17 protein-coding genes are annotated in these 19212 nt (G+C 52.7%); 7 read left to right on the top strand and 10 right to left on the bottom strand.

From position 1 onward, the window contains the following. Positions 1-539 precede the first annotated feature (539 nt). Complete coding sequence (locus tag BM323_RS02165) at positions 540-2741, top strand: TonB-dependent receptor (protein WP_008103152.1); 2202 nt, start codon at positions 540-542, stop codon at positions 2739-2741. Positions 2742-3052: 311 nt separating this feature from the next. After that, on the top strand, positions 3053-3226 hold the full coding sequence (locus tag BM323_RS24450; protein ID WP_008103149.1) for a hypothetical protein: 174 nt from the start codon (positions 3053-3055) through the stop codon (positions 3224-3226). On the opposite strand, the gene BM323_RS02160 is transcribed toward BM323_RS24450, so the two are convergent. Then, positions 3223-4371 carry a hypothetical protein gene (locus tag BM323_RS02160; RefSeq protein WP_008103147.1) on the bottom strand — a complete coding sequence of 383 codons (1149 nt, stop codon included), beginning with the start codon at positions 4369-4371 and terminating at the stop codon, positions 3223-3225. The two genes, BM323_RS24450 and BM323_RS02160, sit on opposite strands and share 4 nt — an antisense overlap. Before the next feature lie 160 nt (positions 4372-4531). Between BM323_RS02160 and BM323_RS02155 the strand changes: the two genes are divergently transcribed. Next, entirely contained in the window at positions 4532-5995 is a 1464-nt protein-coding gene (locus tag BM323_RS02155) for a phospholipase D-like domain-containing protein (protein ID WP_008103144.1), read from the top strand. A gap of 115 nt (positions 5996-6110) precedes the next feature. On the opposite strand, the gene mdoC is transcribed toward BM323_RS02155, so the two are convergent. Beyond that, positions 6111-7241 carry a glucans biosynthesis protein MdoC gene (gene mdoC / locus BM323_RS02150; protein WP_008103142.1) on the bottom strand — a complete coding sequence of 377 codons (1131 nt, stop codon included), beginning with the start codon at positions 7239-7241 and terminating at the stop codon, positions 6111-6113. Positions 7242-7519: 278 nt separating this feature from the next. Between mdoC and BM323_RS02145 the strand changes: the two genes are divergently transcribed. The 3 genes from BM323_RS02145 to BM323_RS02135 all read left to right on the top strand — a co-directional run bounded on the left by BM323_RS02145 (position 7520) and on the right by BM323_RS02135 (position 11971). Further along, positions 7520-9055, top strand: coding sequence for a glucan biosynthesis protein G (locus BM323_RS02145; RefSeq protein WP_175501680.1), 1536 nt, complete (start codon positions 7520-7522; stop codon positions 9053-9055). Further along, entirely contained in the window at positions 9048-11597 is a 2550-nt protein-coding gene (gene mdoH / locus BM323_RS02140; RefSeq protein ID WP_008103139.1) for a glucans biosynthesis glucosyltransferase MdoH, read from the top strand. The genes BM323_RS02145 and mdoH overlap by 8 nt, the downstream gene beginning before the upstream one ends. A gap of 134 nt (positions 11598-11731) precedes the next feature. Next, complete coding sequence (locus BM323_RS02135) at positions 11732-11971, top strand: YceK/YidQ family lipoprotein (protein ID WP_008103136.1); 240 nt, start codon at positions 11732-11734, stop codon at positions 11969-11971. A gap of 6 nt (positions 11972-11977) precedes the next feature. Here the strand turns inward: BM323_RS02135 and BM323_RS02130 are convergent, their stop codons facing one another. The 3 genes from BM323_RS02130 to BM323_RS02120 all read right to left on the bottom strand — a co-directional run bounded on the left by BM323_RS02130 (position 11978) and on the right by BM323_RS02120 (position 14241). Next, positions 11978-12373, bottom strand: coding sequence for a MysB family protein (locus tag BM323_RS02130; RefSeq protein WP_008103134.1), 396 nt, complete (start codon positions 12371-12373; stop codon positions 11978-11980). 119 nt (positions 12374-12492) lie between these two features. Next, positions 12493-12759, bottom strand: a complete 267-nt coding sequence (locus tag BM323_RS24705) for a hypothetical protein (RefSeq protein ID WP_008103132.1) — start codon at positions 12757-12759, stop codon at positions 12493-12495. Between the two features lie 558 nt (positions 12760-13317). After that, entirely contained in the window at positions 13318-14241 is a 924-nt protein-coding gene (locus BM323_RS02120; protein WP_008103130.1) for a Kdo(2)-lipid IV(A) acyltransferase, read from the bottom strand. A 267-nt stretch (positions 14242-14508) separates the two neighbouring features. Here BM323_RS02120 and BM323_RS02115 point away from each other — a divergent pair, with 267 nt between their 5' ends. Further along, positions 14509-15564 (top strand): oxygen-dependent tRNA uridine(34) hydroxylase TrhO, encoded by a 1056-nt coding sequence (locus BM323_RS02115; RefSeq protein ID WP_008103128.1) that lies wholly within the window; start codon positions 14509-14511, stop codon positions 15562-15564. Between the two features lie 44 nt (positions 15565-15608). On the opposite strand, the gene BM323_RS02110 is transcribed toward BM323_RS02115, so the two are convergent. From BM323_RS02110 to BM323_RS02090, 5 genes are all read right to left on the bottom strand, one after another. Further along, positions 15609-16184: a YceI family protein gene (locus BM323_RS02110; protein WP_008103126.1), complete on the bottom strand. Its 576-nt coding sequence runs from the start codon at positions 16182-16184 to the stop codon at positions 15609-15611. Between the two features lies 1 nt (position 16185). After that, complete coding sequence (locus tag BM323_RS02105) at positions 16186-16758, bottom strand: cytochrome b (RefSeq protein WP_008103124.1); 573 nt, start codon at positions 16756-16758, stop codon at positions 16186-16188. Between the two features lie 292 nt (positions 16759-17050). After that, the gene (gene solA, locus BM323_RS02100; protein WP_008103121.1) at positions 17051-18166 is read right to left on the bottom strand and encodes an N-methyl-L-tryptophan oxidase; all 1116 of its coding nucleotides are present in this window, start codon (positions 18164-18166) and stop codon (positions 17051-17053) included. A 106-nt stretch (positions 18167-18272) separates the two neighbouring features. Then, a complete protein-coding gene (gene bssS / locus BM323_RS02095) occupies positions 18273-18527 on the bottom strand; it encodes a biofilm formation regulator BssS (RefSeq protein ID WP_008103119.1) in 255 nt (84 codons plus the stop codon). Positions 18528-18805: 278 nt separating this feature from the next. After that, complete coding sequence (locus tag BM323_RS02090; RefSeq protein ID WP_008103116.1) at positions 18806-19075, bottom strand: hypothetical protein; 270 nt, start codon at positions 19073-19075, stop codon at positions 18806-18808. Positions 19076-19212 lie beyond the last annotated feature (137 nt).

Below are 19212 nucleotides of genomic sequence, written 5' to 3'. Positions count from 1 at the left end.
CCTGCGGGCTCTCCTGGCTTCCTCGCTTCGTTCAGCGCTGCGGATTGCCTGACCAAAAGCGCACCCGGCCTACTCGTAAGCTTCGGTACATGTTGTTGAAAAGGGCACAGTTGCCAAAGGCGCTGGCGCGTCTGCTGCGGCAAAAGGGCTATTCGCAGCGCTGAGGCTTTTACGTTGGGCCAGGAGCCTCACGCATGGATGTGTGAGGCAGTTCGGGGTCGGCCAGGGAAGGCCGATCCGCGAACGGTCCGTTGGCACTACGTGGAAGCCGAAGGCACCGCGCCAGCGGCGCGAGGACGGCCCGTGACGCAGCAGATGTGTCAGAACCCGCTACCTATTCAAAGCAAAACCCTTTCTTCAGAGATAAGCATTGGTCGCCATGAATGGCGACCCTACAAGACCGGGCAGGGTATCTAATGCACCACTCCTCCATGATATGAACGCAGAAAGTAGGATTTTTCTTGCTTTCGGGCAACGACTGCGCATAATCGCAAACCGCAATAATAATGATTATCACTTCGTTTGCATTAGGGGATCCCATGCGCGCTATGCCTTTCAATCCCGGACTGAAACCGACGCTGTTGGCCGTAATGGTCAGCGCCGGTTGTTTGCCAGTGATGGCTGCTACCACCAACACCACAACTCAAACCAACGCGAAAAACGAGCAGCAGACGCTGACCGTAACCGCGACACCACAAACCGATTTCAAACCAGGCGGCGACGATCTGGTACCGGCGTTCCTTGATGGCCAGGTTGCGCACGGCGGCCGTCTTGGCATGTTGGGTGAGCAAAACGCCATGGACGTGCCGTTTAACGTCATCGGTTTTACCTCGAAAATGATTCAGGACCAACAGGCGCAAACCATCGGTGATGTGGTGCGCAACGATGCTGGCGTGCAGAATCTTAAAGGCTACGGCAACTTTGCCGAGAGCTATCGCATCCGTGGTTTCAAGCTGGACGGCGATGCCATGACCTACGGCGGCCTGGCCGGTATCGTGCCGCGTCAGGTGATGGATGCCTCGCTGATTGATCGCGTGGAAATCTTCAAAGGCGCTAACGCCTTGCTGAATGGTTCGGCGGAAAGCGGCGTCGGCGGCATGATTAACCTTGAGCCGAAGCACGCTGATGATACGCCACTGACGCGCATCGGTGTGGATTACACTTCCGGTTCACAAGTGGGCGGCACCGCCGATATCGGCCGTCGTTTTGGCGACAATAACCAGTTTGGTATGCGTCTGAATGCGGTTAACCGCGAAGGCGGCACGGAGGTGGATGGCGAGAAGAAACGCACCACCGCTGCGTCACTCGGCCTGGATTATCGTGGCGATCGTCTGCGTACGTCGCTCGACGTCGGCTACCAGAAAAAGACCTTCCACGATGCGCGTAACGGCATCAACATCAGCGGCATCGATTTCATTCCTGATGTGCCATCCAACTCGAAAAATTACAGCCAGAATTGGGTGTTTAGCGATATCGAGTCGGAGTTTGGTCTGGCGAAAGCCGAATACGATCTGACCGATCAGTGGACCGCCTATGCGGGCCTCGGCGCGCAGCACACCCATGAAGTGGGCAACTACGGCATTCCGAAGATCCTCGATAGCGCCGGTAACGCGACCATTGGCCGCTTCCGTACCAATCGCGTGCAGGACAACATGAGCGGCATGGTTGGCCTGCGTGGTGATTTCACCACCGGTCCAGTGACGCATAAAGTGAACTTCGGCTATTCGGCGATGACTGCGAATGCGAAAAACAGCTATCGCATGTCGTCGGGCAACGATGCCAATGTGAACATTTATAACCCGCAGGATGTGGCCGAACCGGATAGCGTGTTTGCCGGTGGCGCTAAATTCAGCGATCCACTGACCACGTACCGTTCACGTTCGCAGGGTTACCTGCTGAGCGATACGCTGGGCTTCTTTGATGACACTTTGCTGGCAACCGTCGGCGCGCGTCATCAGAAAGTAGTGGTGCGTAACTACGGTTATGACGGTGCGGAAGATACGGCGACACGTTTCGACAGCAGCCGCTGGTTGCCAGCGTACGGTTTGCTGTATAAAGCCACGCAAAATATCTCGCTGTATGCCAACCATACCGAATCGCTGACGCCGGGCACCGCCGCGCCGTTTACCGCCACCAACTACGGTAGCGTGACCGGCATTGTGCATGCCAAGCAGAACGAACTGGGTGTGAAAGCGGACTTTGGTCGCGTTGGCGGATCGCTGGCGCTGTTTGAAATCAAACAGCCTGTTGGCGTGCTGAACAATTCGGTTTACCAACTGAACGGCGAGCAGCGTAACCGTGGCGTTGAGCTAAACGTATTCGGTGAGCCGGTGCTGGGCCTGCGTCTCAACAGCAGCGCCACCTGGATCGATCCGGATATGACCAAAACCGGTGACAGCGATCAGAATGGCAAAAACGCCATTGGTGTACCGCGCTTCACTGCGGCGCTGGGTGCGGAGTATGACATCAAGCCAGTTGATGGTTTGACTGCCACGGCATTGCTGAACTACACCGGCTCGCAATACGCTGATCTGGCAAACAACATGAAGCTGGATGATTACACCACGCTGGATTTGGGTCTGCGTTACCGCATGAAGGTTAACCAGAACGATATGGTGTGGCGCGTGGGCGTGGATAACGTCACCAATGAGAAATATTGGGCCAATGTCGATGACAGCGGCACCTATTTGTCTCAGGGTGAACCGCGCACGGTGAAGGTTTCACTGAGCTACGATTTCTAATCTGTTCTTCACGGGGCGCTTGCGCCCCGTTATTTTCTCCGCCAGAAATAATCCTGTAACTTTAAGCACATTGCATTACACTCTGAGCGGCAATCCTGCACGAAAACTCGCCATTATTTTGAGTCATCATGAGTTCACCTGCACCACCAGACGACCACGACGAACCTTATCGGCAGCCGCTCGACGACGCGCTCTTCGCCATTGTGGTACTTGCAGTCACTTCGGTTACGCTTATAATCTTCGTCCTGATGATTACGCTGTGGATGAGTTAAGGTCAGCACCGGGAAAAGGAAGCCTGCAAGGAGATGTCGATGGAATCCAGAGATGACAAACTGATCGCCATAATTGGCCTGCTCTCCGCCTGTTTAATTGGCGTGGTATTTCTCTTCACTATGACCTGGCTCACCGACGTACGTCATCCGGCTGATCCTTCACTTGATGTGCAAACCTGTCCGCAAAAACCCAACACCACGCAACAGTCTTAGCTTTTTGTCTGCCAGTTCTGCCACTTAATCTGTTGACTGCGCAACTCCAGCGCCAGCGCCTCATGCAAGGTGCGATTGCCATTGGGATCGCCAAGGCCGAATAGCGCGCCCGGTGAACGCCGATCGTCGGCCCACGCTGGATATTCCACCACCGGATAGAGCGAAATTCCTTCCAGCGCCACACCGTGATCCAGCGCCAGACGCGCTTCTTCACTTATGTGACGCAGCCAGGGCGCACGCGCATCACCTTCAGCGCCGGTTTCAGCCAAAATCATCGGGCGCTGATAGCGTTGCCAGCACTGCATTAATAAACGGTGCAGCGGTTGCCGCGTCGGATGGTCAAGCGGAATGGTTTCGCCAGAGAAAAACCAGTGATTGTCGGGATAGTAATTGAGACCCAGAATATCGAGGAAATCCGCGCGGCCACCCAGTTCCGGCGCATCGCGTCCGCCAATCCAATCCCAGGCCTCAAATTGCGCCTGATGCTGCGCGTCGGCGTAGGGTTTGCTGTCGGGATTATCGGGATCTGTCGCAACTTGTACCAGCGGATCGGTCAGCACAAAGCGGGCATTGGGATATACCTCACGAATGGCGTACATCGCCGCCAGCGAGGCGCGTACCAGTTGGCGCTTCAGCTCGCGACCGCGATCGCTGGCGTAGGGATCGAGCCAGGAAACGTCCGCGCCGGCCCACGACCAAAATGAGATTTGGTTAATCGGCGTGAAAAAGGGCTGTTCGATGCCTTCATCGCGCATCAGTTGCGCCATCGCGCGGGCGAAGCGTTCGAAGTGATCGACAAAGCTGGCTTTCCAGATATCCAGGTGATCGGGATAGCCAAAGTGCGCCAGCTCCCAGATAATCTGCATGTCGTGACGCGCTGCGGCATGCACCATCGGCAGAAAGGTGCGCCAGTCATATGTGTTGGGCACGGCTTCAATCAGATGCCAGCGAGCGCCATCGCGCGCGGTGTGCAAACCTTCTTGCGCCAGCGCGGCATAATCTTTTTCCAGCAGCATGTCGTGGCCGCTGCTGATCACCATATCGAGCCGACGTCCGCCTGCGCGACAGGCGGTTGAACAGGGAAAACTGCCCTGAAAGAAACTGCGGAACAGCTGAGGGTGATGGCGCAGGGATTGCTGAGTCATAATCCTCTCCTCACGGTGAACGCCGGATGCAGAATGCAGAACGCCTGGCTAAGTCTAGACTAAATTGACGGTGCGCCATCGGGCAGAAAAGGAAGCCTCCGATTGCTTGTTAGCGCATTGATACCAACAATAATAGGTCCACAGCTTTCAGGGATTCACTATGAGTGAAGCAGCAACTTCTTTGCCGCCTGAGGAACATTCGGGCAACGGGCTGAAACCGAGTGTTGAGGCGCGTTGCGCGCTGCATCCGGGCATGAGCGGCATTCATCCGCTTAACGACGGATTGGACGCTTTTGCTGCGCGCTATCAGATGATGAGCATGGCGCAGCACAGCATTGATGTGCAGTACTACATTTGGCACAACGACATGTCCGGCCGCTTGCTGTTTAGCGCGCTGCTGGATGCCGCCGAGCGCGGAGTGAAAGTGCGACTGCTGCTGGATGACAACAACACGCCGGGTTTGGATGAAACGCTGGCGGAACTCGATCGTCACGCCAATATCGCCGTGCGTCTGTTCAATCCGTTCTCGTTCCGCACCTTGCGCGCGCTCGGTTATCTCACCGATTTTTCCCGCCTCAATCGGCGTATGCACAATAAAAGTTTGACGGTGGATGGCGCTGCGACGCTGGTGGGCGGGCGCAATATCGGCGACGAATATTTTGGTACCGGCGATGAGCCGCTGTTTACCGATCTCGATGTGCTGGCGATTGGTCCGGTGGTCGACGAAGTGACACAGGATTTCGAACGCTACTGGCGCAGTAAAGCCGTTTCGCCGCTGCGCAAGGTGGTTGACGTGAGCGGCGATGCGCATCAGGCGGTGCGCTTGCCGCAAGAGTGGCAGCAGAGTGAAGCGGTAGAGCGCTATCTGGCGCGGCTGGAGCATTCATCGTTTATCAGCCAGATGGAGCAGGGCGAGCTGGAGATGACGTGGGCGGAATCGCGTCTGCTGAGCGACGATCCGCGTAAAGGGCTTGGCAAAGCAAAACGCCGCAGTTTACTGCCGCAGCGCATGCTGGAAGTGATTGGTACGCCGCAGCAGCAGTTCGATATTATCTCGGCCTATTTTGTCCCGACGCGTGCTGGCGTGGCGCAGCTGCTGGCGTTGAAGCGGCGCGGGGTGAAGATTGCGATACTCACCAATTCGCTGGCGGCGAATGACGTCACGGTGGTGCATGCCGGTTATGCGCGCTGGCGCAAAAAATTGCTGCGCCACGGCATCGCGTTGTATGAATTGAAGCCGCAGGACAATCCGCAAAGCGCGCCACACGACCGCGGCATCACCGGTAATTCGGGTTCCAGTTTGCATGCCAAAACCTTTACCGTCGACAATCGCAAAGTGTTTATCGGCTCGTTTAACTTCGATCCGCGTTCCGCCATGCTGAACACCGAAATGGGTTTGGTGATTGAGAGTGAAACCCTGGCGCAGCAAACCCATCAGCGCTTTATTGCCGGGATGCGCGATCGCGCATGGACGCTGCGCCTGGATAAGTGGGGACGCGTCAATTGGGTGGAGTTTGCGAACGAGCAGGGCGAAGTGGTGCATAAACACGAACCGCAGTGCACGCTGCTGCAGCGCTTGCTGGTGCGTTTGGTGTGGCGTTTGCCGGTTGAGTGGTTGTTATAATTCGGTCACCATAAATGGTGACCCTACAAAAGTTGGGCCCGGTTTTCGTAGGGTGCGCATTTATGCGCACCTGGAAAACCAGGCATTTATGGCTTGAGTCTGCTGCGTTAACCGATTATTTCTTTTGCTGCTGCGGCTTACCGGAGAACAGGAAGCGCAGCAGCGGGATGCGCAGGTGGATTTCATACAGCGTAAACGCCACGCCAAACACCATCAGCAAGCCGACAAAGAAACCGAGCGTGTCGCTACCAATGTGCGGCGTGATGTAGATGCCGTACAATATGGTCAGCGGATGGTGCACCAGATAGATAAACAGCGAAGCATTCACCAGATACATGATGCGCGGTGAATGACTGTTCAGCAGCTTATGCCCAAAGCTAAAACAGACGTTTAGCATGCACAAACCCATCAGCGTCGAAATGATCATATCAATCTCGTACAGCCAACCTTCACCGCTGCTGTAACGCTGATTCAGACTGTAGGCGATAAATACCGCGATAGCGCCAAAGCACATCACCGGATTAAAGCGTACAAACAGCGCCTTCAGCGCCTGATGCTTCCAGCTCAGCGCGCCCAGCATAAAGAATGGCAGGAACATCAGCATTTGCATCACGGCAATGCTGAACAGGCCATCAGCAAAAACGGCCGGGACGAAATAAAACAGCACGCGGCGGAAGGCGCACCAAATCAACGCATAAATCAGTAGCGCCAGCGTCAGTTTACCCCAGCCAATTTGCTGATAATTGATGCCGCGCTGCTGCTTGTTCAGCCAGCGAAACGCCACCATACCCAGCGTGGTCAAAATCACCAGTACCAGTAAAAACCACAGATGCGAAATCAACTCCCACATCAACGTGTTGTACTTGTCGTACAGCGAGAAACTGCTCCAGTTGCCGATTTTATCGGTGAGATTTTTGGTGATGAAAAACTGCGGAAGCGTGATCAGCGGAACGGCGGTCAACATCGGGATGCCAACACGCTCCAGACGCACTTTCAACCAGCGCTGCGGCTGGTAGCGTAAGTAGAGCATGTAGGAAAAATAGCCTGAGATAACAAAGAACACCTGCATGCGGAAAGCGTGAATAAAGTCATTCAACACCGTCAACCACATCGAGGCGTCATGGCTGTTCACGGCCCATTTTTGCGTGGAGTAAATCAGGGAGACGTGAAAAGGCACGCCCAATAACATTAAATATGCGCGAATCGAATCGAGGAAATATTCACGTTCGGGTTTTGCTGAACTCATAATCTTCCAATAGTCAGTTTACTTGCCGGTTTCACCCTGAAACCGGATTATGCCGAAGGAAAATTCTACCGGCTGTAAACAGGGTATACTATCAGGTGAATCTGTATGTGATTTTGCGGGGTTTAATTATCCTAAAAGCACACTTTCAGCTTACAAATCAGCGGAACAATCTATTACATACGCTGTCGGAAAACCGAATAATCCTTTAAGATAATCGGGTTTGATCTAAGCACACGAAAGGGGGGGATGTGCTGAATAATGTGAATAATAAAGTGGGACTGGTAAAGATGCGCTGGGTAGGCGCGGCAGTTCTGCTGGCTATGTATGCCAACAATAGTTGGGCGTTTAACATTGATGATGTTGCAAAACAAGCCAAGGCGTTGGCAGGGAAAAGTTTCGAAGCGCCAAAAAGCAATTTACCCTCTCAGTTTCGTGAAATGAAGTTTGCTGACTATCAGCAGATCCAGTTTAACCACGACAAAGCTTATTGGGGCAAACTGCGCACGCCGTTTAAGCTTGAGTTCTATCATCAGGGCATGTATTTCGATACGCCGGTGAAAATTAACGAAGTGACGGCGTCTTCAGTACGTGAAATTAAATATAACCCTGACTACTTCAATTTCGGCAACGTAAAACACGATGCTGATTCAGTCAAAAACCTCGGCTTTGCTGGGTTTAAGGTGTTGTATCCTTTAAATAAAAAGGGCAAAGACGACGAGATCACCAGCTTCCTCGGTGCCAGCTATTTCCGTGTGATTGGCGAAGGCCAGGTGTACGGTCTTTCGGCGCGCGGTCTGGCGATTGATACCGCCTTGCCGTCCGGCGAAGAGTTCCCGCGCTTTAAAGAGTTCTGGATTGAACGTCCAAAACCGCAGGACAAGCAGCTGGTAATTTATGCGCTGCTGGATTCGCCACGTGCGTCCGGTGCCTATCGCTTCATCATTAAACCGGGCAAAGAATCGACGGTTGATGTCCAATCCAAAGTTTACCTGCGTGATAACGTCGGCAAACTGGGCGTTGCGCCGTTGACCAGTATGTTCCTGTTTGGTGCTAACCAGCCTTCGCCGGTGACCAACTTCCGTTCAGAGCTGCACGATTCGAATGGTCTTTCGATTCATGCCGGTAACGGTGAGTGGATTTGGCGTCCGCTGAATAACCCGAAACATCTGGCGGTCAGCACCTTTACCGTTGAAAACCCGAAAGGCTTTGGCCTGCTGCAGCGCACGCGCGATTTCAGCCGCTTCCAGGATCTCGACGATCGCTACGATCTGCGTCCAAGTGGCTGGGTTGAGCCGCAGGGTGATTGGGGCAAAGGTCGCGTTGAGCTGGTCGAGATTCCAACCGCGGATGAAACCAACGACAACATCGTTGCGTTCTGGACGCCGGAAAAACTGCCTGAGCCAGGCAAAGAGATGAACTTCCAGTATCGTCTGCACTTCACCCGTGACGAGAATCAGCTGCACTCCGACGATATCGCTTGGGTGAAAGACACGCTGCGCTCTGCCGGTGATGTGAAGCAGTCGAATCTGGTACGTCAACCTGATGGTTCTATCGCCTTCACCGTGGATTTCGTTGGCAAAGCGATGAGCAAGCTGCCGGAAGATACGCAAGTGGCACCGCAGGTGAGCGTGGGTAATAACGCTGACGTGGTTGAGCAGAGTGTGCGCTACAACCCGGTGACCAAAGGCTGGCGTCTGGTGTTGCGTCTGCGTGTGAAAGATAACAAGCAGCCGACTGAGATGCGTGCGGCGCTGGTGAGCGGCGACAAGACATTGACGGAAACCTGGAGCTATCAGCTACCTGCCAATGAATAAATCGATATTTCTACCTCAATCTTACGTGGAGGCTCTGCCGCTTGATGCGGCAGGGCGCGCCCGTCTGAGCGATTCGCTACAGAATGCGCAGGCGTTCCACGCTATTCATACGTCGCTGGGGCAGGATAACGCCGCCAGCGAGCGCCCGGATGATGCGCCGCTGAAATCGGTGTCATCCCGTGTGCAAATGGCCTGGCCGGACTCACTGGCGGATGGTCAGCAGCTCAGCAAGGATTATCTCGACCGCACCACACTCAAGGCGATGCCGAAAGTGAAGCGTTCGCTGATGTTCCCGGAGATCTGGCGCACCAATCCGATTGCGCGCGCATGGGATTCCCTGCGTGGCCAGAAATCCAATCCACGTTATGCCACCGTTGAAGAGCAGAAAACTGAGGACAAGTGGCGCCACGTTGGCTCCATGCGTCGTTATGTGCTGCTGATTCTGACGATTCTGCAGACCGTGGTGGCAACCTGGTACATGAAAACCATTCTGCCGTATCAGGGCTGGACGCTGATCGATCCGATCGAGATGTTCAACCAGAACTGGCTGCAGTCGGTTGAGCTGATTCTGCCGTACATCCTGCAGACCGGGATTCTGTTCCTGTTCGCCATTCTTTTCTGCTGGGTTTCAGCTGGTTTCTGGACCGCGCTGATGGGCTTCCTGCAGTTGCTGATTGGTCGCGATAAGTACAGCATTTCGTATTCGACCACAGGCGATGAACCACTGAATCCGGAACATCGTACCGCGCTGATCATGCCGATCTGTAATGAAGACGTAGAACGTGTGTTTGCCGGCCTGCGTGCGACCTGGGAATCGGTCAAACGTACGGGCAATGCAGAACACTTCGACGTCTACATTCTCAGCGACAGCTACGATGCGGATATCGCCATCGCCGAGCAGAAAGCCTGGATGGAACTGGTGCGTGATGTTGGTGGCGCGGGTAAGATTTTCTATCGTCGTCGTCGTCGTCGTGTGAAGCGTAAAAGCGGCAACATCGATGACTTCTGCCGTCGCTGGGGCAGCAACTACAGTTACATGGTGGTGTTGGACGCCGACAGCGTGATGAGCGGTGAGTGTCTTACCGGTCTGGTGCGCATGATGGATGCTAACCCGAACGCCGGTATTATCCAGTCGTCGCCAAAAGCGTCAGGCATGGATACGCTGTATGCCCGTTGCCAGCAGTTCGCCACGCGCGTGTACGGTCCGCTGTTCACCGCTGGTCTGCACTTCTGGCAGTTGGGTGAATCACACTATTGGGGCCATAACGCCATCATTCGTGTGCAGCCGTTTATCGAGCACTGTGCGCTTGCGCCGTTGCCGGGTGAAGGTTCCTTCGCCGGTTCGATCCTGTCGCATGACTTCGTTGAAGCCGCGCTGATGCGTCGTGCCGGTTGGGGCGTGTGGATCGCCTACGATCTGCCGGGCTCCTATGAAGAACTGCCGCCGAACCTGCTGGATGAGCTGAAGCGTGACCGCCGTTGGTGTCACGGTAACCTGATGAACTTCCGTCTGTTCCTGGTAAAAGGGATGCACCCGGTTCACCGTGCAGTGTTCCTGACGGGTGTAATGTCTTATCTCTCTGCGCCGTTGTGGTTCATGTTCCTTGCGTTGTCTACTGCCTTGCAGGTGGTGCACACGCTGATGGAACCGACCTACTTCCTGCAACCACGCCAGCTGTTCCCGGTGTGGCCGCAGTGGCGTCCGGATCTGGCGATTGCCTTGTTCTCAACCACTTTGGTGCTGCTGTTCCTGCCGAAGCTGTTGAGCGTGGTGCTGATTTGGTTCAAGGGAGCGAAACCTTACGGTGGCGCCATCCGCTTGTTCTTCTCGCTGATTCTGGAAATGCTGTTCTCGGTGCTGCTGGCGCCGGTACGCATGCTGTTCCACACCGTGTTCGTGGTCAGTGCGTTCCTCGGCTGGGAAGTGGTGTGGAACTCGCCGCAGCGTGATGATGATGCGACGCCGTGGAGCGAAGCTTTCCGTCGTCATGGTTCACAGATGCTGTTAGGTATCGTGTGGGCGGGCGGAATGGGCTTCCTCGACCTGAACTTCCTGTGGTGGCTGTCGCCGATCGTCTTCTCGCTGATCCTGTCGCCGTTTGTGTCGGTGATGTCGAGCCGTGCAACGGTAGGGCAGAAGAGTAAGAACGCTAAGCTGTTCCTGATCCCGGAAGAGTATGAGCCACCAAAAGAGCTGGTCGATACCGATCACTACCTGCAGATCAACCGTCAACGCGCGCTGAAAAATGGCTTTATGCATGCGCTGTTTAACCCGGCGTTTAACGCGCTGGCGACGGCGATGGCAACATCGCGTCATAAGCAGAGCGATTTGCTGGACCATGCGCGTGACCGTCGTGTCGATCAGGCGCTGAGTGATGCGCCAGAGAAACTGAACCGCGAGCAGCGTTTGCAGCTGATCAGCGATCCAGTGGTGCTGGCGCGTGTGCACTCACGCCTGTGGGAAAGCGCGGACAAATATCATCAGTGGGTGGAAAGCTATCAGAAGCTGAAGCTCAATCCTGAAGCGCTGCCACAGCGCTGAAGATGAGAAAGTGAAAAGCGGCAGAGATGCCGCTTTTTTTTCGCCCGGAATATGACGCAATCTTTACGAGTCAGGAGTAGGTATTTCACCTCACAGGCAGTTAAACTAACGCCAGTTCATTGTGAGTAAATGTTGTGAATTATTTCCTGAAAATAACCGCGCTTAGCGCCGCCATTCTTCTGCTCACTGGTTGTGGCAGTATCATCAGCCGCACCTTTCCTGGCCAAGGTCACGGCAATCAATACTATCCCGGCGTGCAGTGGGACGTTCGTGACGGACCGTGGCGTGTGCTGACCATTCTCGATTTGCCGCTATCGCTGGTGATGGACACGCTGTTACTGCCAGTGGATGCCAGTCACGGCCCGTACGAATAAGCGTTATTACAGATTGTCAGAAGGGCTGTTGTCGTCTTCCCACTCTTGCGCCGCCGCTTCGCCCTCTTCAAGGTCACGCGGAGGTTCCAGCTGGAATTCGCCTTCATCCCATTCGTGCAGCGTATTTTCCGCCTGCCACTCCTGACGCAGTTCGACTTCATCAAAATCACCGTCAAAAATGGCCTGTGCGGCTTCTCCGCTGGAGATCGGCAGGCATTCACCCTGGCCATCCTCTTCAGCGAAAAACTCGGCCTGCCACATAATGTCGCCATCCTGCATCACATACTTCTGCAGGGCAAACTGGCTGACGCTGGCATCTTCTTCGGCGATCTCAGGTTGGCTGGCAAGGAACTCTTCGCGAGCGGCTTCAATGGCTTCTTCAAGGGTGCTAAACAGGCTCATCATCAACTCCATGTCTGTAAAAAAGGGATTTCACAGAAGGATAGACGAAAAATCGTGAAGTGCGGGGCGCAGAGGAAATATCGGTTGGGCGGTTGCATGAAATTCAACCGCCCAACCGGTCAGGCTATTTTCTGAGGAAAGTGTAATACCGGACGTACAGATTCATGAATAATTGGAGCAGAGTAACGAATACAACATTTAATACAGGGCTTAACCTTTTTGAAATTAATACGCGCGGTTGATAATGCCTGATTTAAATTATACAGAGTGCCGATAAAAACCATATCCTCCTTTACTGGTAGCCGTTTACACTCTTTTCGATGTAGAAGATGATAACCTTCCTGATCGGTACTGATCGTCACGTAGTAGTAGATGCCTTTATTCATTTTATGATTGTCCTGAGATATATTTGCTGTGTGAAATCTTTTTATATTTTTTAAAAGTGAACTTAATGTTCTAACTGACATCACGAAATTAACTGGATTCGATTTTGTCGACAAATTCCATAAGGATATAAAAGGTGTGTATTTTTCATCAAAAAGGAATATAGGGATTTTTATTAAGACAATACCTTGTTTACTAAGTTAATTTTACTGCATTGATAAGCGAGGCCGAAGGGTTCAGCAAAATTAAATAGGAATAGCCCTGGATGTTGGGAAAAACAGGTCCGAAACGGCATATTTTGATTAGTAAATATTTCCGATTAACCTGCGGCAGAATCAAATACTAGCGCAGTTTTTTGCCGGCGCATTGCCTTGAAAGATTAATTTCTTGCAAAGATATAGCTAAGAAAGAAGGATTTGATGGGTTAAGAGTGGTGCTAACTGAACAATTAGCCCAAGCTCAGGCTGGACCGATTAGCTGGTTAATAACCGGATAAAATCACGTAATAAGGTAAATTTCTGCTGAAGGGCGTGGGGCGCGTAATCATGCCCCACATCACATTAATAAACCGAAGGCTCACCTTGTGGACGGGTTTTAAACCGACGATGCAGCCACATATATTGTTCTGGAGCCAGTAACACCGTCTCTTCCACCACTTTATTCATCACTACAGCGGTCTCAAGTTCAGATTCCAGAGTAAATTTATCACGGATATCAGGCATCATTTTCAGCTCATAGCCGCGTGCGTTTGGCAGACGTCGCGCCAGGAATGGCACCACGCTGGGATTTGCCAGACGAATCAACATATGCGTACCGGTTGTTGTCGCCGCGTCCTGAACCGCAAAGAAAGGCGCAAACACGCTGCTGCGCGGGCCATAATCATGATCCGGTGCATACCAGATAATGTCGTTGTTCTTCATGGCGCGAATCATGCCTTTCAGATCTTTGCGGTCCAGCATGCTTTTATTGGAACGCATGCGGCCCCAGGTTTGCAGCCAGTCGATGAGCTTATTGTCGTTCGGACGATACACGCCAATGCCTGGGTTATGCATACCAAATACCCGCGCGCCCAATTCCAGAGTCAGAAAGTGCATACCAATTAATAATATGCCCCGCTTCTCTGCCAGCGCGTTAGCAACATGTTCCAGGCCGCTGGTGGTGACCCATTTACGGATGCGCCAGTCTGGCCAGAACCACGCCATGCCGGTTTCAATCAGTCCCATGCCCACCGATTCAAAGTTGTGCTTCACCATCGCGTCGCGTTCATTAGTCGGCATGGTGGGAAAACAGACTTCCAGATTGCGCTGCGCCACTTCAACGCGACGTTTCATGAAACGCATGGCAATGCGACCCAGTCCACAGCCAATGGCATGCAACACCGGATAGGGCAACAGCACTAACAGGTAGAGAAAACCAATGCCGAGCCAGGTCAGCCAATAGCGTGGATAGAGGAGTTCACGGGTGAGTTTGGGAAGTTGAGTCATGGAAATGTCAGTATCCTGCGTCTTATGCCAGAGAGTCCGGTTTCTGTAATTTTTTGTCATTATGCCATTTTTTCATTCTGGCTGAAATCAAGCATAGACCGTGGACGGCTATCTGGCAGCAGGTATGCGCACGAAAACGCAATTGTGTCGCAGAAATGCGCCTGTAATTGCACTCGTCAGGCTTATCACACCAAAGTTTTTGTATCTGGCAGAATTCGGGTATCATACGCGCGCTAAATTTCTCTGATTGCTAACAGGACGAACACCATGCCAGTGTTACATAACCTTGTTTCCAATAAAGAGCTGAAGGAACGTATGTTGGCGGAAACCGAACCACGTACCACAGTCTCTTTTTATAAATACTTCCAGATTGCCGATCCTAAAGCCTTCCGTGATGCCCTTTACGTTGAGTTAACCAAACTCAAGGTGTTTGGTCGCGTCTATGTCGCGCATGAAGGTATCAACGCGCAAATCAGCGTGCCCGCTAGCCGCTATGAAAAGATGAAGGCCGCTTTGTATGCCTTTGATGCGGCACTGAACAACCTGCGCATGAACATTGCGCTGGATGATGACGGTAAATCTTTTTGGGTGCTGCGCCTGAAAGTGCGTGAGCGCATTGTGGCGGATGGGATTGAAGACAATAGCTTCGATGCCAGCGATGTGGGTGCTTACCTGAAAGCCGCTGACGTTAACGCGATGCTCGACGATCCGGATGCGCTGTTCGTGGATATGCGTAACCACTACGAATATGAAGTGGGGCGTTTCGATAATGCCATGGAAGTGCCGGCCGATACCTTCCGCGATCAGCTGCCGATGGCCGTTGATATGCTGCAGAATCAGAAAGACAAAAAGATTGTCATGTACTGCACCGGCGGCATTCGTTGTGAAAAAGCCAGCGCCTGGATGAAGCACAACGGCTTCAATGATGTTTATCACATTGAAGGTGGGATTATTGAATACACCCGTCGCGCGCGCGAGCAGGGCTTACCGGTGCGTTTCAAGGGCAAAAACTTTGTCTTTGATGAACGCATGGGCGAACGCATTTCCGACGATATCCTTTCCAGCTGTCATCAGTGCGGCACGCCTTGCGATAGCCACACCAACTGCATCAATGATGGCTGTCACTTGTTGTTTATTCAGTGCCCAAGCTGTGCTGAAAAATACAACAACTGCTGCAGCCCAATCTGCATGGAAGAGTCAACGTTGTCGCCAGAAGAGCAGCGCGCACGCCGTGCGGGTCGTGAAAATGGCAACAAGGTGTTTAACAAATCACGCGGTTTGCTGAACATGACGATGGCGATTCCCGCGCCAGATAAAAAATAAGCGCAAAACAGCCTGAAGTCAGCGGACTTCAGGCTGCATTTGGTTTACTTACGCACGCCTTCCACCGAAATAATCAGTTCAGCTTTCTGCGATGCCGGGCCAAGATCTTTGCTGATGTTGAACTCTTTCAACACGATTTCACCGCTGGCTTCAAATCCTGCACGATAGCCGCCCCACGGATCTTTGCCTTCTCCCATCAATTTTGCATCCAGCGTCACGGGCTTGGTCACGCCATTCAGCGTCAGATCGCCAGTGATTTTGTAATCCTTGCCGTCTTTCTTCACAGCGGTAGAAGCAAAGGTCGCCTGCGGGAACTTACCGGTGTTGAGGAAATCCGCGCTGCGCAGGTGTTTATCACGTTCAGCATGGTTGGTATCGAGGCTGTTAGTGTTGATGGTCACGTTGACTTTATCTGCTGCAGGATTGGCTTCATCAAACGTGAAGCTGCCGTCAAAATCTTTAAAGGTACCGTACAACCAGCTGTAGCCCAGATGCTGAATGCGGAACTGAACAAACGCGTGCTGGCCTTCCTTATCAAATTTATAGTCAGCTGCGCTGGCCGTCAGGCTGGCGCTCAATAAGCCGGCCGCTGCTACTGCCAATAATGTTTTCTTTAGCATGTTACTTTTCCTTTTCAGAGGTTAACGGGATGCGGTAACCCAACATCCTTTTCAGTGTCACATCACGGTCGATAAAATGGTGTTTCAGGGCTGCCAGCGCGTGCAGTGCAGAGAACAGCACCAAACCCCACGCCAGCCAAAGATGAATGTCGCCTGCCAGATCTGCTTGCTGCGCGGCACCGCTGAACAGAGCGGGAACCTCAAACCAGCCAAATACGGAGATCGGTTTGCCATCGGCGGTGGAGATGAGATAACCGGTGAACAGCAGCACAATTAGCAAGCCGTATAACATCCAGTGCGCGGCAGTGGCACCGCGCCGAACGGCGGGGGAATAGCTCGACAACGGTTTGGGTGGCGGTGAAATAATTCGCCAGCCGAGGCGCAGCAGCAGCGCAGCGAACAGCAGGATGCCGATGCCTTTATGAATTTCGGGCGCGTCGTGATACCAGCCGTCGTAATAACCCAATCCGACCATCCACAAACCCAGCGCAAACATGCCGTAAATAGCCAGCGCCATAAGCCAATGCAATAAAATGGAGACAGCGCCGAAATGCTGTGTGGAATTACGCCACATATGAAGTTCCAGGAATGAAATAAGTGGCAATGAGCATCTACATTTTGCAATGAAAGATCAATTAACCTTACTTTTCTATAAAGTCGAAAATCATCTTCGGAATAAATGAGGATTTAATTAAATCTCAGTCAGGATAATTGAAGGGATGACTTAAAAGACGAAGGCTATTGCGGGGTATTGCATATTGACTACACCAAATGCGGCATTTCGCTGCATTGAATGTTTATTTAGGTAATTAAATGTCAACTTGCGTCAATCTTGCCGGCCCGGAATGAGCGCCGGCATCTGCGCATCAGTTAAATCGCGCGAGTGAGAAGGGCTTAATATCGAAAGAGAATGGTTTGTTCTGGGCAAATTCACTGGCAAGTTCACCCAACACGCTGGCGAATTTGAAACCGTGCCCGCTTAAACCGGTGATGATCAGGCGATTTGGCTCACCGGGCAGCGTATCGATGATGAAATCTTCATCCGGCGTATTGTCGTAGCTGCAGGCTTCGCCATGCAAACAGACGCCCACGCCCGGCAGAAATTGACGCAGGAAGTTAAAGGACTCGTTACCATCCACCGCGATGCTGCCAAAAGGTTTGCGGTCTGCTGGCGTTTGCATCAACTGGCCGCCATCGTGACGTCCCACTTTCAGCGCATTGTTATCCGCTGGGAAGCCATAGAAGTGGCTGCCATCGCTCATCTCTACGGTAAAGCCGGGGAATTTGTTGTTCTCGCTGTAGCGACCATCTGCCTGATACCAGGCAAAAACTTTACGCACCGGCGCAACCGGCAGATCAGCGACCAACTGGCTAACCCATGTTCCGGCGCTGACCAGCAATTTACGCGCGCGGAAAATGCCATCGCTGGTGGTGACCTGCTGCAGATCGCCATCGCGACCAATTTCTGTCACCGGGCAGTTAAACAGCTGCGCGCAGCCGGCTTGTTCCGCCAGCTGCACCCAGCTGCGCACCGCCTGCTCGCATTTGAGGAAACCGGAGTTAGGTTCGAACACGCCAATATAGCCATCTGGCACCGTGAACTGCGGCCAGCGCGCGCGCACTTCATCGGCTTGCAGGATTTTCACATCCAGCTGCCATGCTTTCGCGCTATCGATGACATTTTGAATAAAGGAGGAGGTAATAGGCGCTAAGTTGAGGATGCCGCTACGATGCATGATGCGCTCGCCGCTCTGACGTTCCAGCTCATCCCACAGCGTCTGCGCGCGCAGCACCAGCGGCACGTAGCGTTCACCTTCGCCATAAGCATGCCGAATCAGGCGGGTTTCGCCATGATGCGTGCCCTGGCTGTGCGGAGGATGGGCGCTATCAATCATCAGTACCGATAAGCCAGCCTGCGTGGCGTAAAACCCGGCTGCTGCGCCTACCGAACCGCTTCCCACCACAATCAGATCATAAACCATAACGACATCACTCCAGCAAAACGGCGAAATTTTTCAATAGCATATCAAAAGAGAGCGCCCATGAAAAAGGCACCCTGTTGGGTGCCCTTTCACGCGATAGTAGAAATTAATGCTTTTGATTGTCGCGTAGGTACTGCTCGGTAGACTCTATTTTTGCAATGCCAGCTTCGAGTAGAGAGATGAACTGTCTGGCTACATCGGTAGTCAGCCAGTAGGTCGGGCCCACGTCAGCTTCTTCTTCTTTCTGCCCCTGCGAGGAGAGCGAGTGCAGGCGAATCATCATGGCGTCATAACTGTCTACGGTGCTGATGTCCCATCCTACCAACGGATGAGTCTGGATGACGTCTTTATTTCTGTCCATTATAACCTCCGTATTACTCGTTAAACGAAGTGCTTCTTGAGGTTCAATGCGGCTGTATCGTGCACTAGCGAAACAATTATAACATGAAATAGCGGGTACAATAGTTAAAAGGTATGACGAACCTAATCTGAGTGAAAATAAATGCGCTTCACATTGACGTTATGGCGAATAATAAAATGCCCGAAACGTCAGGCATTTTATTGGAAATATTACTGGCGGTAGTTACGAAATTATCGGCTTTTATAAGAGAAAACTTTAGGTCGAAAAAAGATAATCTTTTAGGCGTGTGGCTCGCTCGGCAGCAGGCCGTGACGCTTCTGAATCTCTTCCGCCAGCCGGGTAAAATGCTGCTGTAACTGCTCGTCATGGTTCTGGTTTTGCGCTTCCAGCGTCAGGTTGTGGACCAGCAACTGATTGGCGCGATCGTCGAGACAGAAGGTCAAGGTGGCAAACGCATTTTCTAATACGGTTAAGCGGCGCTGTTGCTCAGCAATAAATGCCAGCAACTCTCCGAAGGTCATCGCCTCTTCTGGTTTTTCAGTAGTCATGTAAAACACCTCCTGTAAGCATGACGAGGCAAGAATAGGGGATCGTTTAACATGAGTCTAGATGCAGGAAGTTTTTCTGGCGAGAGGGAAATAAAAACAAAAAAGCCGGGTGGCGAAACCCGGCAAAAACGGCACAG

This window comes from Pantoea sp. YR525, assembly GCF_900116775.1.
Lineage (GTDB): Bacteria > Pseudomonadota > Gammaproteobacteria > Enterobacterales > Enterobacteriaceae > Pantoea > Pantoea symbiotica.
Note: the sequence above shows the minus strand (reverse complement) of the source record. Positions and strands in the feature narration are given on the sequence as shown.

Excerpts from the sequence above, each read along its gene's own strand:
- BM323_RS02165 (WP_008103152.1), top strand. The coding sequence starts at position 540 with ATGCGCGCTATGCCTTTCAATCCCGGACTGAAACCGACGCTGTTGGCC.
- BM323_RS24450 (WP_008103149.1), top strand. The coding sequence starts at position 3,053 with ATGGAATCCAGAGATGACAAACTGATCGCCATAATTGGCCTGCTCTCC.
- BM323_RS02160 (WP_008103147.1), bottom strand. The coding sequence starts at position 4,371 with ATGACTCAGCAATCCCTGCGCCATCACCCTCAGCTGTTCCGCAGTTTC.
- BM323_RS02155 (WP_008103144.1), top strand. The coding sequence starts at position 4,532 with ATGAGTGAAGCAGCAACTTCTTTGCCGCCTGAGGAACATTCGGGCAAC.
- mdoC (WP_008103142.1), bottom strand. The coding sequence starts at position 7,241 with ATGAGTTCAGCAAAACCCGAACGTGAATATTTCCTCGATTCGATTCGC.
- mdoH (WP_008103139.1), top strand. The coding sequence starts at position 9,048 with ATGAATAAATCGATATTTCTACCTCAATCTTACGTGGAGGCTCTGCCG.
- BM323_RS02130 (WP_008103134.1), bottom strand. The coding sequence starts at position 12,373 with ATGAGCCTGTTTAGCACCCTTGAAGAAGCCATTGAAGCCGCTCGCGAA.
- BM323_RS24705 (WP_008103132.1), bottom strand. The coding sequence starts at position 12,759 with ATGAATAAAGGCATCTACTACTACGTGACGATCAGTACCGATCAGGAA.
- BM323_RS02120 (WP_008103130.1), bottom strand. The coding sequence starts at position 14,241 with ATGACTCAACTTCCCAAACTCACCCGTGAACTCCTCTATCCACGCTAT.
- BM323_RS02115 (WP_008103128.1), top strand. The coding sequence starts at position 14,509 with ATGCCAGTGTTACATAACCTTGTTTCCAATAAAGAGCTGAAGGAACGT.
- BM323_RS02110 (WP_008103126.1), bottom strand. The coding sequence starts at position 16,184 with ATGCTAAAGAAAACATTATTGGCAGTAGCAGCGGCCGGCTTATTGAGC.
- BM323_RS02105 (WP_008103124.1), bottom strand. The coding sequence starts at position 16,758 with ATGTGGCGTAATTCCACACAGCATTTCGGCGCTGTCTCCATTTTATTG.
- solA (WP_008103121.1), bottom strand. The coding sequence starts at position 18,166 with ATGGTTTATGATCTGATTGTGGTGGGAAGCGGTTCGGTAGGCGCAGCA.
- bssS (WP_008103119.1), bottom strand. The coding sequence starts at position 18,527 with ATGGACAGAAATAAAGACGTCATCCAGACTCATCCGTTGGTAGGATGG.
- BM323_RS02090 (WP_008103116.1), bottom strand. The coding sequence starts at position 19,075 with ATGACTACTGAAAAACCAGAAGAGGCGATGACCTTCGGAGAGTTGCTG.